A 13,109-nucleotide genomic window follows, 5' to 3' on the forward strand; every position below is an offset into this window, starting at 1 on the left:
GGGTTATTGAGTGGCGGCGCGTGCCGCCACGGCGTCGCGCAGGAATTCCAGCACGGCCGGCCAAGATTCGGCGTCGGCGCGGGCGTTGGGGGCGGGGCTGCCGCCGCTGGTGCTGATGCGGCCCGAGACCGGGTGCGCGTATACCAGTTGCGTGGTGGGTACGTACGGAAACAGGATCGAGTGGCCGCCGCCCTCGTAGTCCAGCCATCGCACCGGGTACGGGTGTCCGGCCTCGCGCAGCGAGTCGCGCACCATGCGCGAATACAGCGAAGAGGGCCATGAGCCGTCGTCGGTGCCGGACAGCAGCATGACCGGGCCCTGGATGCGCTCGACGGGGATGCGGGCGCGCGCCACGGCGTCCGGGTCTTGCAGCGCGGTCAGGATGGCCCGCTCGTGGCGGTGCGGCGCCGGCCCCTCGTCGAAAGGGGCCCAGGTCGCGGTGCGGTTGCCTTCCCAGACATGCGGCAGCGGCTTGCCGCCGAGCAGCCAGGCCGGGCCTTCGCGGCCGATCCTGGGGTCGCAGGCGTTCTGCGCGCTATGCACCACCGCGCCCGGCACGTAGGCGACTACGGCCGAGACCGCCTCCGGGAAGGTCGCACCCAGCAACAGCACCAGTTCGCCGCCGCGCGACTGGCCGCTGACTGCGACGAAGTCGTGGGCCGGCTTGAGCGTGCGCCGCATCCAGCCCAGCCCGGTCTGGAAGTACTCCAGCGGCGTGTTGGAGATGTAGTCGGACAGCCCGGGCGCCTTGAAGTAGGCCAGCGCCAGCGCCGCGTAGCCGCGCGAGGCGTATAGGGCGGCGCGCGGCTCGTTGATGCCGCCGCCCGAGCCGTTCAGGATCATGACTGCCGGATGGGGGCCCGGCCCGGCGGGCGTGTACAGCACGCCGACCAGTCCGTCTTCGCGGATCTCGCGGCGCGTCACGCCGTCGGCCGCCAGGCGCTGCACCAGTTCGCCCTCGAGCGCCACACCGGGCGCGCGCACGTTGACCTGGGTGCGCAGCGGCTCGACGACGGCCGAATGGAAGTAAGTGCGGCTGGCTCCGTCTTCGGGCACCTGCGCCCAGATCAGCCCCATCGGGCTGACGTCCTGGTAGCTGCCGGAGGCGGGCGCATCGCGCGACAGGTCGACGCTGCCGGCCGCGTCGGCGCGGTAGTGCGCGCTGCTGGTCCAGGCGATGCCGTCGCGCAGCGTGCGGGTGGCGATCTCGACGGACTGGCCGGGCGCCAGTCCATCCACGCGGATCTGGCGGGCGACGTCGATCAGGTCGTCGGCGGGGGTGATGCGAAGCGTGGGCCGGGTCATGCAGGGCTCCATGAGAATCCGGGATCCGCCGCGCCGGCAATCGGTGCGGCGGGCGGCGGCGCGGGTTACTGTGCGTCCGCCTTGCTGACCATCTGCGCGGCGGTGCGGTCGCTGGTCATCGGCGTGACCTTCAGGCCCTTGCGGGCCGCCCAGATGTTCTTGTAGTGGTACAGCGGGATCACGCCCACGTCGTCCGACACCACTTGCGCCGACGTGCGCAGGATGGCCTCGCGCTTGGCCGTGTCGAATTCCGCCGTGGCCTGCGCCAGCGCCTGGTCGACCTTGGGATTGCTGTAGTGGCCCCAGTTCGAGGCGCCCAGGCCCTTGTCGGGCGCGACCGTGGCCAGCACATTGACCAGCGCATAGCTGGCTTCGCCGGTGCCGTTGCCCCAGGCCAGCATGCTGACCGCGTATTCATTCTTGCGCGCGCGGCTGGAATAGACGGCCCACGGCATGACTTCCACCTTGGTCTTGACGCCGATGCGGGTCCAGAACTGCGCCACCGCCTGCGCCGTCTCGGGGCCTTGCGGATAGCGGTCGTTGGGCACGTGCATGGTCAGGTTGAAGCCCTCGGGGTAGCCGGCCTCGGCCAGCAGGGCCTTGGCGCGCTTGGCGTCGTAGGCGATGTCGCGGATGTCCGGGTTGTAGCCGAAGGTGTCCTTGGGCATCCACTGGTTGGCCACGGTGGCGGCGTCCTGCAGGATCCGGTCGACGATGGCGGGGCGGTTGATGGCGATGCTGAGCGCCTGGCGCACCCGCACGTCCAGCAGCGGGTTCTTGGGCAGCGGCTTGCCGGCATTGTCGGTGATGTACGGGTTGGGCGCCGGGTTGAAGCTGGGCTGCAGCAGCATGACGCGCAGGCCGTCGTACGGGAACACCGTCACGCCGGGCGATTTCTTGAGCTTGTCCAGGTCGGACACCGACACCTTGTCGATCACGTCCACGTCGCCGGCCAGCAGCGCGGCGGTGCGGGCCGCGGCGTTGTTGATGTAGCGGTAGTTGACCTTGTCCCAGACCTGCTTTTCGCCCCAGTAGCCGTCGTTGCGCGCCATGATGACGCGGTCGCCCGGCGTGTAGGACACGAACTTGTACGGGCCGGTGCCGATCACGGCCTTGCCCGAGTTGTAGTCTTCGGTGCTGGATTTTTCGCCGACGTGCTTGCTGACGATGTGCACCGAGGCCAGGTTGAGCGGCAGGTCGGGGTTGGGGATCTTGGTCTTGATGACCAGCGTCAGCGGATCGGGCGCCTGCATCGACTCGATGGTGCGCAGGTAGCCGGCAAAGGTGGCGACGCTGCCCGGCACGTCGCGGGCGCGCGTGTACGAGAAGATGACGTCCTCGGCGGTGAACGGCTGGCCGTCCTGCCACTTGACGTCGGGCCGCAGCTTGAATTCCCAGGTGGTATTGTCGAGCGGCTTCCAGCTCAGGGCCAGGCCGGGCTGCAGCTTGTTCCACTTGTTCTCGACCAGCAGGTCCCAGAAATGCAGGTCGACCGAGCGGTCGCCCGCGTGGTTGTTCAGCTGCGGGTCCAGCGACGACAGGGGGTCGGCGAAGCCGATGCTCAGGTCGTCCGCGGCGGCGGCCGCCGACAGGCCGACGAGGGCGGCGGCAAGGGAGGTCAGGATCAGGCGCTTCATGGTTCGGGTTTCCATTGGGAGGATTGGGGGCGGCGGCGAGCCGGCCGGTTCATTTCCCGTCATTCAGGTGACAGGCGCTCAGGTGATTGATGGCGATGCCTTTCAGCGTGGGCGCTTCCACTTTGCAGCGCGGCATTGCGTGCGGACATCGCGGGTGGAAATGGCAGCCGGGGGGCGGGTGCAAGGGGCTCGGGATCTCGCCCTTGATGGCGGTGAACGTCTTGTGGCGCGCGTCCAGGCGCGGGATCTCCGCCAGCAGCGCCTGGGTATAGGGATGGTTGGCGCGCCGGAAGACCTGCTCGACCGGCGCGCTCTCGACCACGCGTCCCAGGTACATGATGACCACGCGGTCCGACAGGTGCTCGACCACGCCCAGGTCGTGGCTGATGAACAGGTAAGTCAGGCTCAGTTGCTCGCGCAGGTCCATGAACAGATTGAGGATCTGCGCCTGGATCGACACGTCGAGGGCGGCCACGGCCTCGTCGCACACCAGCACCGACGGCTGCACCGCCAGCGCCCGCGCGATGCCGATGCGCTGGCGCTGGCCGCCGCTGAACTGGTGGGGATAGCGATGGCGCAGCGCCGGGTCCAGGCCGGCGCGCTGCAACTGGGCGCTGACATAGTCGTCCAGTTCGCCGCGGCCCGCGATGCCGTGGATGGCGGCCGCCTCGCCGACAATCTGGTCCACGCGCAGGCGCGGATTCAGGCTGGCGTACGGGTCCTGGAAAATCATCTGCACCTGCAGGCGCGCGCGATGCGCCTGGCGGGCATCCATGCGGCCGCGCGGCAGGCCGTCGAACCACACTTCGCCCGCCGAGGGCGGCAGCAGGCCGGCGGCGATGCGGCCGAGCGTCGATTTGCCGCAGCCCGACTCGCCCACCAGGCCGACCACTTCACCCGGCCGCACCAGCAGGTCGACATGGTCGACGGCGCGCGTCACCGCGGGAGGACGGGCCAGCCCGAGCCGCTGCGCCAGCCGTCCGGCGGCGCCTACGCGGCGCTCGCCGAAGCGCTTGCTGACCTGCCGCAGTTCGATCATGGGCGCCGGTGTCGTGGCGGAAGCGTTCATGCCACCTCCGCGACCTTGAGAGTCGGATAGAAGCAGCGCACCAGGCGGCGCGGCGCGGGTTGAGTCATGGCGGGGCGTTCGCCGCAGGCTGCGCCGGCGCGCGGGCAGCGCGCCGGCGCAGCCGGCCGGCAGCTCGAGCAGGTTCGGGGTCATGCCGGGGATCTGGCGCAGGCGCTGGCCGCGGCGGTTGTTGCCGGGCAGGCTGCCGATCAGGCCGGCGGTGTAGGGGTGCAGCGGCGCGTCCAGCACGTCGTCGACCGGGCCGTGCTCGACGATGCGGCCGGCATACATCACGGCGACTTCGTCGGCCAGCCCGGCCACCACCGACAGGTCGTGGGTGATCCAGATCAGGCTGGTGCCGTGCTGGCGCGCCAGCTTCTGCACTTCGGAAAGAATCTGCGCCTGGATGGTGACATCCAGCGCGGTGGTCGGCTCGTCGGCGATGATCAGGTCGGGGCGGTGCAGCAGCGCGATGGCGATCGCCACGCGCTGGCGCATGCCGCCCGACAACTGGTGCGGGTAGGCGCGCAACCGGTCTTCGGGGCTGGGGATGCCCATCATGCCCAGCGTGTCGCGCGCCAGGGCGCGCGCCTGCCCGCGGGTCACGCGGCTGTGGGCCCGCACCGCCTCGATCATCTGCGCGTCCACCCGCAGCACCGGGTTGAGCGTCATCATCGGGTCCTGGAAGATCATGGCGACGCGGTTGCCCTGCAGGGCGCGCAGTTCGCGCGGCGCCAGGCGGGTCAGGTCGCGGCCCTGGAACAGCACCTCGCCGCCGACGATGCGGCCCGGCGCATCCACCAGCCCCATGATCGAGAAGCCGGTCACCGACTTGCCCGAGCCGGATTCGCCCACCAGGCCCAGGATGCGGCCGCGCTCCAGCGTGAAGGACACGCCGTCGACCGCCGGCAGCACGCCGGCACGCGTGAAGAAATGGGTGCGCAGGTCGCGCACCTGCAGGGTGGCCGGCGCGCCGGCGGCGGACGGGGGCGCGGCGGTCATTTGTGCGTCCTCGGGTTCAGCACGTCGCGCAGGCGGTCGCCCACCAGGTTGATGGCCACGATGGTCACCAGCAGCGCGATGCCGGGGTAGAAGCTGATCCAGTAATCGCCCGACAGCATGTACTGGTAGCCATTGGAAATCAGCAGGCCCAGCGACGGCTCGGTGATCGGCACGCCCAGGCCCAGGAAGCTGAGGGTGGCTTCCAGCGTGATGGCGCGCGCGATCTGCAGCGTGCCGATCACGATCAGCGGCGGCAGGCAATTGGGCAGGATGTGCCGCAGCATGATGCGCCAGTCGGGAATGTCCAGGCAGCGCGCCGCTTCGACATACTCGCGGCGCCGCTCGACCAGCGCCTGGCCGCGCGCGGTGCGCGCGTAGTAGGCCCATTCCAGGATCACCAGCGTCAGCACCACGTTGCCGACCCCCTTGCCCAGGTAGGCCAGGATCATCATGGCCACCAGGATCGAAGGGAACGACAGCAGCAGGTCGACCACGCGCATGATGAGGGCGTCGACGCGGCCACCGGCGTAGGCCGCCAGCAGGCCCATCAGCGTGCCCACCACGCCGGCGATCAGGGCCGAGCCCACGCCCACCATGAGGCTGATGCGCAGGCCGTACAGAATGCCGGAATACAGGTCGCGGCCCTGGCCGTCGGTGCCCAGCAGGTAGACGTAGGTGCCCAGGCCGTTCTCCGTGCCGGGCGGTAGGCGCGCATCGAGCACGTCCAGCTGCAGCAGGTCGTAGGGGTTCTGCGGCGTGATCCAGGGCGCCAGCGCGGCGGCCAGGATCAGCACCGCCGACACCGCCAGGCCCAGCACCGCCACCCGGGAGGCGAAGAACTCCGCCAGGTTGCGGCGCCATGGCGATTCGCGGCGCAGGGGGATGGCGACGGTGTTCATCGGGCGGCCTCCGCTTCCAGCCGTACCCGTGGGTCCAGCAGCTTGTACAGAATGTCGACGACCAGGTTGAGCGTCACGAACAGGCACACGATCACCACCAGGTACGACACGATGACCGGCCGGTCCAGGGCGTTGATGCTGTCCAGGATCAGCTTGCCGGCGCCCGGCCACGAGAAAATGCTCTCGGTGACGACCGCGAAGGCGATGGTCGAGCCCAGTTCGAGCCCCAGCACCGTCACCAGCGGGATCAGCGTGTTGCGCAGCACGTGCACGCCGACCACGCGCAGCGGCGACAGGCCCTTGGCGCGGGCGAACTTGACGTAGTCGAGCGGCAGCACTTCGCGCACACCGGCGCGGGTCAGCCGGATCACCAGCGAGATCTTGAACAGCGACAGGTTCAGCGCCGGCAGGATCAGGTGGCGCAGGCCGTCGAGCGTCAGCCACGACCACTGCGCGCCCAGCAGTTCGCGCGTCGCGCCGCGCCCGCTGGCCGGCAACCAGCCCAGCGATACGCTGAAGGCCATGATCAACATCAGGCCGACCCAGAACGTGGGCAGCGAAAAGCCCACGATGCTGCCGGCCATCAGCGCCTTGGACAGCGGGTGCTCGGGGTACAGGCCGGCCAGCAGCCCGAGCGGCAGGCCGATCACCACCGCCAGCAACAGCGCGGCCACGGCCAGTTCCAGCGTGGCCGGCATGCGGTCCAGGATGAGCTGGATGGCCGGCATGTTGTAGACGAAGCTGTTGCCCAGGTCGCCATGCAGGGCGCCGGACAGGAAGGCCAGGTACTGGCGCCACAGGGGCTGGTCCAGGCCCAGCCGGGCGATGATGCGCGCGCGCTCGACCTGGTCGACATCCTGGCCGATCAGGATGTCGACCGGATTGCCGATGGCGTGCAGGCCGATGAAGACGATCAGCGTCATCAACAGCACCACCACCAGCGCCTGAGCCAGGCGGCGAAGCAGCCAGGCGGTCATGCGAGCGGCTCCTGCACGCCCTCGGCGGGCACCCATTCGTCGCCGTAGACCTCGGGCTCGGCGAAGGCTTCCATGTTGGCGTAGTGCTGGGCCACATCCTCGCGGTAAAGCAGGCCGGCGATCCCCTGCGCCAGCCGCTTGGCGCCGTCGCTGATGGCCGGGATGTCGCCCGACACTGTGCCGTGCGTCAGCGCGGCCGGGTAGGCGAAGCAGTGCACGCGCTCCAGGCCCGGGCAGGCGCCCGGGGTCTTTTCCTGCAGCTCGAAGGCCGGGCCGAGGTCGGGGGAGTCGGTCAGTTCCTGGTCTTCCTGGCCGGGCGCCGGGGTATAGCGATCACCCCAGGCGCGCACGTGCGGCGCCAGGGCGGCGAACTCGGGCCGCGCATGCCAGTCGATGCGGAAGCCCGTCGAGAGGATCAGGAAGTCCAGCGCGAACACGCCGCGCGGCGTGGCGATGCGGATCTCGTCGCCCTGCATGGCGGCATCCAGCACCGGGCAGCCGAGGTTGAAGCGCGCATTGGGGTGGCGCGACACGCGCAGCGTGCTGCCGCGCGGCGGCGGCACCTGCTGCACATTGATGTAGTGGCGGATCTTCCATTTCCAGTCGTCGGGCAGGCCCAGGTGGCCATGCACCAGCCCGGCATTGCCGGCGCCCTTGCCCTTGTTGACGCGCGGGATGTCGGCGCGGCGGATCAGCAGGTCGACGCTGGCCGCGCCGGCTTCCAGCGCGGTGGCCGCGCTGTCCATGGCCGAGGCGCCGGCGCCGATCACGCCGACGCGCTTGCCGGCCAGCGTGGCGTAATCCATGGGGTCCGACGAATGCGCCCAGCGGTTGCGCGGCAGGGCGCGCGCGAATGCCGGCACATAGGCGCCGCCCAGGCCGTCGCGGCCGGTCGCCAGCACGACGCGGCGCGCCAGCACGCAGGCGGCACCCGCCGGCGAAGCGATGTCCAGCTGCACCACGCCATCGCCGCGCGGCGCCACGCGCCGCACTTCATGCAGGTTGCGCACGTCCAGGTCGAGCACGCGCCGATACCAGCGCAGGTAGTCCATCCACTGCAGGCGCGGGATCTTGTCCAGCTCTTCCCAGGCCTGCGCGCCGAACTGCGCCTCGAACCAGGCCCGGAACGTCAGTGCCGGCAGGCCCAGGGCCGGGCCGGTCAGTTGCTTGGGCGAGCGCAGTGTCTCCATGCGCGCGGTGGTGGCCCACGGGCCTTCATAACCCTGCGGTGCGCGATCGAAGACGGGCGCCTGCACGCCCAGGTGGTGGAGCGCGGCGGCGGCCGCCAGGCCGGCCATGCCGCCGCCGATGATGGCGACGTCCAGCACGGGCTGGCCATCCACCGTACAGGGCGGCACCCAGCGCCGGGCCGGGAGATCCAGCCAGGCCAGGTCCTGGCGCAGGCGCGCTTCCAGCGCGGCCAGGCCCGACGGCGAGCTTGCGGCGGTCGAGGTCATGATGCGGAATCCGAAAGAGGGGTGGCTTCGCCGTAGATGGATTGCAGCAGCGCGGCGTGCTCGCTGGCCGCGTGGCGCACGAAGCCGGGCAGCAGTTCGGCGGCGGCCTCCGCCAGCGCTTCGGCGGTCGCCAGGACGGCGGGCAGGGGCGGCTGCGACTGCGGCGTGATCACGCCGAAGAAAAAAGGAATCTCCACATCGAGCAGGCGGATCGCCACGCCCTCCAGCGGTGCGCCGTAGGCGGTCACCGGTTCCAGCACCGCGGCGCCCAGGCCGGCCCGCACGGCCGCCAGCGCGTTGACCGACGAGTTGGTCTCGATCAGGCCCGGCCGCTTGCCGCCGCGGTCGGCCAGCGCCTGGTCGAGCCGGCGGCGCAGCCGATAGGGGTTAGCCATGGTGATGAGGCGAAGGTCGGCCAGCGCCTCGGCCGGCACGGTGGCCTGCGCGGCCAGCGGGTCGTCGGCCGGCAGCGCCACCACGCACGGCGCCTGGCCGATCCAGTGGACCGTCAGCCCGCGGTGCTCCAGCGGCAGGCTGGTGGCGCCCAGCTGGGCGGCCCCGGTCAGCACGTCGTGCAGCACGCGCTCGGGCGAAGCGCTGCGGATGTGGATGTGGGAGGTGGCGGTATGCGCTTCGATGCGCTTGAGGGCGGCCGGCAGCAAGCCGGTGGACAGGGCCGAGGTCGCCGCCAGACGCAGCGGCCGCGCATCGCCGCGCGCGATTTCCTCGGCGCGGTTGCGGATCTGCTGCAGGTTGACCAGCGCCCGTTCGACGTCATCGTAAAGAAGAAAGCCTTGCTCGGTGGGCGTGACGCGCGGGCCGTTGCGGGTGAACAGCGCATAGCCGATCTCCGCCTCCAGTTCCTGGATCAGGCGGGTGATCGCGGGCTGCGAACGGCCCAGCAATCGGCCGGCAGCCGTCACGCTGCCGGTGGACATGACGGCCGCAAAGGCCTCCAGCTGGCGTAATTCCATTTCTTTGGTTTATGTCAAAGACGAATTCTTGCGCCGCTAGTATGTGCCTTACAAATACTTAAATGACATAAGTAAATTCCCCTAGCGCCCGGCGCGCCAGCCGGCGCTACGCCCGTGCGGCCGCCAGGGACTGTTGTGCTGGCGGAACACGCATCGATGTGCAAACGTTACGCCCCTTGTACCGATGCCTGGTCGCAACCAAAATACCCGGGATTAATTATTTTCCGCAGCGGCGGTAGGGCCAATGACCGATGTAGCCAGCGCAGTGCCGGACGTAGGTATGCCGAAGACGGCCGTCCTTGTCGTGGACGACAATGCCACCGTGCGCTGGCTGCTGGCCGAGCTCCTGGCGGTCGAAGGCTACGAGACATGCGAAGCCGGCGACGCCGACGAGGCGATGCAATGCATGGCTTTGCGTCCCGATATCCAGGCGGTGGTGACCGATATCGAGATGCCGGGCTCCATGAACGGCCTGGCCATGGCGGCGAAGATCCGCGCCGCCTTCCCGGGGACCGCGATACTGATTACCTCCGGCCGTCACCACCCGTCGGCCGCCGACCTGCCGCCGGGCAGTGCCTTCCTGGCAAAGCCGTGGCTGCCGGGGGATGTCATCGCCAGGCTGCAGCAGTTGCTGTTGTCGCACCCGGATGCCGCGTGAGCCGGTGCGCCCGCCGCCGCGGCAGCGGCGGGTTCAGGCGGCCGGCGCCACTTGCGGGAAGTACAGGGTGAATGTCGTGCCGGTGCCCGGAGTGCTGGAGACGTCGATCTGCCCGCCGGACTGCGAGACGTAGCCGAACACCTGGCTCAGCCCGAGGCCGGTGCCCTGGCCGGCCGGCTTGGTCGTGAAGAATGGTTCGAATATCTGGCCGAGCGTCTCGGGCGGCATGCCCGTGCCGCTGTCCCGGACCACGATGGCCACGTGCCGTCCGCCGGCGCGGTGGCCGTGCGAGACTTTCGGGACGGCGCCGACGGATCGGACGTGGATCTCGAGCCTGCCGCCCGACGGCATGGCGTCGCGCGCGTTGATCACGAGATTCAGGAGCGCCGTTTCCAACTGGCTGCGGTCGGCGCAAATGACGCAAGGCTCATCGGCGAGCCGGTAGTCGACCTGGATTGCCGAGCCGACCGTGGGCATCGAACAGCGGATTCATTCCGTCGATGCAGTCGCGCACGTCGAATGCGGTCGGCTGGAGAGACTGGCGGCGGGCATAGGCCAGCATCTGCCTGGTCAGCTGCGCCGCGCGCCGCGTCGTATCTGCAATGGAGTCCAGATGGTAGAGGCGCTTGTCCGGCGGCAAGGCCGGGTTGCGCAGCAGTTCGGCATTGCCGCCGATGACCGACAGGAAGTTGTTGAAGTCGTGCGCCAGCCCGCCTGTCAGGCGGCCCAGCGCTTCCATTTTCTGGGCCTGGTGCAGCGCTTCCTGGGCGGCGCGCAACTCTTCCCTGGCCTGGCGCTTGTCGGTTATGTCCCGGGTAATTTTGGCATAGCCTATCAGCCTGCCCGCATCGTCGCGGATCGGGTCGATGACCACGCTCGCCCAGAACTGCGACCCATCCTTCCGGACGCGCCAGCCTTCCGCTTCGAAGCGCCCCTCGGTGGTCGCGGTCTGCAGCGCCCGGCCGGGCACGCCGGCGGCGCGATCGTCCGGGGTATAGAAGCAAGAAAAATGCTTGCCGATGATCTCGGCGGCCCGATAACCCTTGAATCGCTGCGCGCCGGCATTCCAGCTGGCCACGAAGCCGTTTGCGTCGAGCAGGAAAATGGCATAGTCGAGCACCGCCTCCACCAGGACTTTATAGCGGTAGGGCTCGTCGAGGCCGGCGAGGTTGGTGATTTGATTCCTTTCGTCTAGCCCGGCTCGGCGCGTGGTCATCGGGATTCCATGGGTAAGGCTGCTTGTCGCTGGATGGCGCCCGAATCGATGGAGATCGATGCGGCTGATGCGGGGCCGGCTTGGCGTATCCGCCGCGCGGGACAAAGAAGCATACTCTCTATCCGGCATGCACAGTTGGCAGCGTTTGTACGGGACTGCTAATGGTCTTGCATATCCGGCGGCGCCGCGCCGCGAGGGCGATCGCATTCCCTCGCGGCGCTGGCTGGAAAAGGCATCGCGCCCGCTGCCATGGCGCGATGCCCGGGCTGGCGCTCAGAAGTCCATGGCTTCGGCCGGCGCGGCCTGCCGCTTGGTTTCTTCCGGAACTTGGGCCACGGTGGCGTCCGTCGTCAAGATGAGCCCCGCGATCGACGCCGCGTTCTGCAGCGCGGTCCGTGTGACCTTGGTGGGGTCGACGACGCCGATATCGACCAGGTCGCCGTATTCGCCCGTGGCGGCGTTGTAGCCGTAGTTTCCTTTGCCGTCCGCCACCTTGGCCACGACCACCGACGGCTCGTCGCCGGCGTTGGCGACAATCGCGCGCAGCGGCGCCTCGAGGGCTCGCAGGACGATGCGGATGCCCGCATCCTGGTCGGCGTTGGCGCCCTTGAGCTGCTCGATCGCCGCGCGGGCGCGCAGCAGCGCCACGCCACCGCCCGGCACGATGCCTTCTTCGACGGCTGCGCGCGTGGCATGCAAGGCGTCTTCGACCCGGTCTTTCTTTTCCTTCATTTCGACTTCCGTCGCGGCGCCGACCTTGATGACCGCCACGCCGCCGGCCAGCTTGGCCACGCGTTCCTGCAGCTTTTCGCGGTCGTAGTCGCTGGTGGCGTCTTCGATCTGCTTGCGGATCGACTTGACGCGAGCCTCGATGGCGTCCTGTTTGCCGGCGCCGTCGATGATGATGGTGTCTTCCTTGCGCACCTCGACCCGCTTCGCGCTGCCCAGGTCTTGCAGCGTGGCTTTCTCCAGCTGCTTGCCGGTTTCTTCCGAAATGACCGTCGCGCCGGTGAGGATCGCGATGTCTTCCAGCATCGCCTTGCGGCGGTCACCGAAGCCCGGCGCCTTGACGGCCGCCACCTTCAGTACGCCGCGCATGGCATTGACCACCAGCGTCGCGAGCGCCTCGCCTTCCACGTCTTCAGCGACGATGAGCAGGGGCTTGCCGGCCTTGGCGCTGCTTTCCAGTACCGGCAACAGCTCGCGCACGCTGGAGATCTTCTTGTCGTGCAGCAGGATGAGCGGGTCCTCGAGCTGGGCGACCTGTTTCTCGGGGTCGGTCATGAAGTACGGGCTGAGGTAGCCGCGGTCGAACTGCATGCCCTCGACGATATCGAGTTCGTTGTCCAGCGACTTGCCGTCTTCGACCGTGATCACGCCCTCGCGGCCGACTTTTTCCATTGCGTCGGCGATGATCTTGCCGATCGCCTCGTCGGCATTGGCCGACAACGCGGCCACCTGCGCCGTTTCCTTGCTGGTGGAAATCGGCTTGGACATCTTGCGCAGGGATTCGACCACCGCGGCTACGGCTTGATCGATGCCGCGCTTGAGGTCCATCGGGTTCATGCCCGAAGCCACGTACTTCATGCCTTCCTGGACGATGGACTGCGCCAGGACCGTCGCGGTCGTCGTGCCGTCGCCGGCCACATCGGCGGTCTTGGAGGCCACTTGCTTGACGATCTGCGCGCCCATGTTCTCGAACTTGTCCTGCAGTTCGATTTCCTTGGCCACAGAAACCCCGTCCTTGGTGATGACCGGCGCGCCGAAGCTGCGCTCGAGCAGCACGTTGCGCCCCTTCGGGCCGAGGGTGACCTTCACCGCATCAGCCAGGATATTGACGCCCTTGACCACCCGGCTGCGGGCGTTATCGTGGAACTTAACGTCTTTGGCACTCATGTCTTGCTCCTTGATGTGT

The 13,109-nt window shown here is 68.9% G+C and carries 11 protein-coding genes and 1 pseudogene; 1 reads left to right on the forward strand and 11 read right to left on the reverse strand.

The features are described from left to right. Nucleotides 1-3: 3 nt before the first annotated feature. The 8 genes and pseudogenes from CAL24_RS08570 to CAL24_RS08605 form a co-directional block, all read right to left on the reverse strand. Complete coding sequence (locus tag CAL24_RS08570; protein WP_094806401.1) at nucleotides 4-1,305, reverse strand: acyl-CoA thioesterase/bile acid-CoA:amino acid N-acyltransferase family protein; 1,302 nt, start codon at nucleotides 1,303-1,305, stop codon at nucleotides 4-6. Between the two features lie 65 nt (nucleotides 1,306-1,370). Next, nucleotides 1,371-2,942, reverse strand: a complete 1,572-nt coding sequence (locus tag CAL24_RS08575) for an ABC transporter substrate-binding protein (RefSeq protein WP_094806402.1) — start codon at nucleotides 2,940-2,942, stop codon at nucleotides 1,371-1,373. Nucleotides 2,943-2,991: 49 nt separating this feature from the next. Further along, entirely contained in the window at nucleotides 2,992-4,011 is a 1,020-nt protein-coding gene (locus CAL24_RS08580; RefSeq protein WP_094806403.1) for an ABC transporter ATP-binding protein, read from the reverse strand. After that, a pseudogene (locus tag CAL24_RS08585) lies at nucleotides 4,008-5,013 on the reverse strand (ABC transporter ATP-binding protein). The gene CAL24_RS08580 and the pseudogene CAL24_RS08585 overlap by 4 nt, the downstream one beginning before the upstream one ends. Beyond that, complete coding sequence (locus tag CAL24_RS08590; RefSeq protein WP_094806404.1) at nucleotides 5,010-5,912, reverse strand: ABC transporter permease; 903 nt, start codon at nucleotides 5,910-5,912, stop codon at nucleotides 5,010-5,012. The pseudogene CAL24_RS08585 and the gene CAL24_RS08590 overlap by 4 nt, the downstream one beginning before the upstream one ends. Continuing rightward, a complete protein-coding gene (locus tag CAL24_RS08595; RefSeq protein ID WP_028353401.1) occupies nucleotides 5,909-6,889 on the reverse strand; it encodes an ABC transporter permease in 981 nt (326 codons plus the stop codon). Before CAL24_RS08595 ends, CAL24_RS08590 begins: the two co-directional genes overlap by 4 nt. Continuing rightward, a complete protein-coding gene (locus CAL24_RS08600) occupies nucleotides 6,886-8,346 on the reverse strand; it encodes a flavin-containing monooxygenase (protein ID WP_028353400.1) in 1,461 nt (486 codons plus the stop codon). Before CAL24_RS08600 ends, CAL24_RS08595 begins: the two co-directional genes overlap by 4 nt. Beyond that, complete coding sequence (locus CAL24_RS08605) at nucleotides 8,343-9,320, reverse strand: LysR family transcriptional regulator (protein WP_094806405.1); 978 nt, start codon at nucleotides 9,318-9,320, stop codon at nucleotides 8,343-8,345. The genes CAL24_RS08600 and CAL24_RS08605 overlap by 4 nt, the downstream gene beginning before the upstream one ends. 280 nt (nucleotides 9,321-9,600) lie before the next feature. Between CAL24_RS08605 and CAL24_RS08610 the strand changes: the two genes are divergently transcribed. Then, complete coding sequence (locus CAL24_RS08610) at nucleotides 9,601-9,978, forward strand: response regulator (RefSeq protein WP_094806406.1); 378 nt, start codon at nucleotides 9,601-9,603, stop codon at nucleotides 9,976-9,978. A 33-nt stretch (nucleotides 9,979-10,011) separates the two neighbouring features. On the opposite strand, the gene CAL24_RS24295 is transcribed toward CAL24_RS08610, so the two are convergent. From CAL24_RS24295 to groL, 3 genes are all read right to left on the reverse strand, one after another. Beyond that, nucleotides 10,012-10,455 carry a sensor histidine kinase gene (locus tag CAL24_RS24295; RefSeq protein WP_249278498.1) on the reverse strand — a complete coding sequence of 148 codons (444 nt, stop codon included), beginning with the start codon at nucleotides 10,453-10,455 and terminating at the stop codon, nucleotides 10,012-10,014. Next, entirely contained in the window at nucleotides 10,406-11,194 is a 789-nt protein-coding gene (locus CAL24_RS08615; protein WP_249278499.1) for a PAS domain S-box protein, read from the reverse strand. Before CAL24_RS08615 ends, CAL24_RS24295 begins: the two co-directional genes overlap by 50 nt. 273 nt (nucleotides 11,195-11,467) lie before the next feature. After that, nucleotides 11,468-13,090 (reverse strand): chaperonin GroEL, encoded by a 1,623-nt coding sequence (groL, locus tag CAL24_RS08620; RefSeq protein WP_094806407.1) that lies wholly within the window; start codon nucleotides 13,088-13,090, stop codon nucleotides 11,468-11,470. Nucleotides 13,091-13,109: the final 19 nt, after the last annotated feature.

This window comes from Bordetella genomosp. 2, from assembly GCF_002261345.1.
Taxonomy (GTDB): Bacteria; Pseudomonadota; Gammaproteobacteria; order Burkholderiales; family Burkholderiaceae_B; genus Bordetella_A.

Bases quoted from the DNA above. Each gene is read 5' to 3' on its own strand.
- CAL24_RS08570 (WP_094806401.1), bottom strand. From the start codon at position 1,305: ATGACCCGGCCCACGCTTCGCATCACCCCCGCCGACGACCTGATCGAC.
- CAL24_RS08575 (WP_094806402.1), bottom strand. From the start codon at position 2,942: ATGAAGCGCCTGATCCTGACCTCCCTTGCCGCCGCCCTCGTCGGCCTG.
- CAL24_RS08580 (WP_094806403.1), bottom strand. From the start codon at position 4,011: ATGAACGCTTCCGCCACGACACCGGCGCCCATGATCGAACTGCGGCAG.
- CAL24_RS08590 (WP_094806404.1), bottom strand. From the start codon at position 5,912: ATGAACACCGTCGCCATCCCCCTGCGCCGCGAATCGCCATGGCGCCGC.
- CAL24_RS08595 (WP_028353401.1), bottom strand. From the start codon at position 6,889: ATGACCGCCTGGCTGCTTCGCCGCCTGGCTCAGGCGCTGGTGGTGGTG.
- CAL24_RS08600 (WP_028353400.1), bottom strand. From the start codon at position 8,346: ATGACCTCGACCGCCGCAAGCTCGCCGTCGGGCCTGGCCGCGCTGGAA.
- CAL24_RS08605 (WP_094806405.1), bottom strand. From the start codon at position 9,320: ATGGAATTACGCCAGCTGGAGGCCTTTGCGGCCGTCATGTCCACCGGC.
- CAL24_RS08610 (WP_094806406.1), top strand. From the start codon at position 9,601: ATGCCGAAGACGGCCGTCCTTGTCGTGGACGACAATGCCACCGTGCGC.
- CAL24_RS24295 (WP_249278498.1), bottom strand. From the start codon at position 10,455: ATGCCCACGGTCGGCTCGGCAATCCAGGTCGACTACCGGCTCGCCGAT.
- CAL24_RS08615 (WP_249278499.1), bottom strand. From the start codon at position 11,194: ATGACCACGCGCCGAGCCGGGCTAGACGAAAGGAATCAAATCACCAAC.
- groL (WP_094806407.1), bottom strand. From the start codon at position 13,090: ATGAGTGCCAAAGACGTTAAGTTCCACGATAACGCCCGCAGCCGGGTG.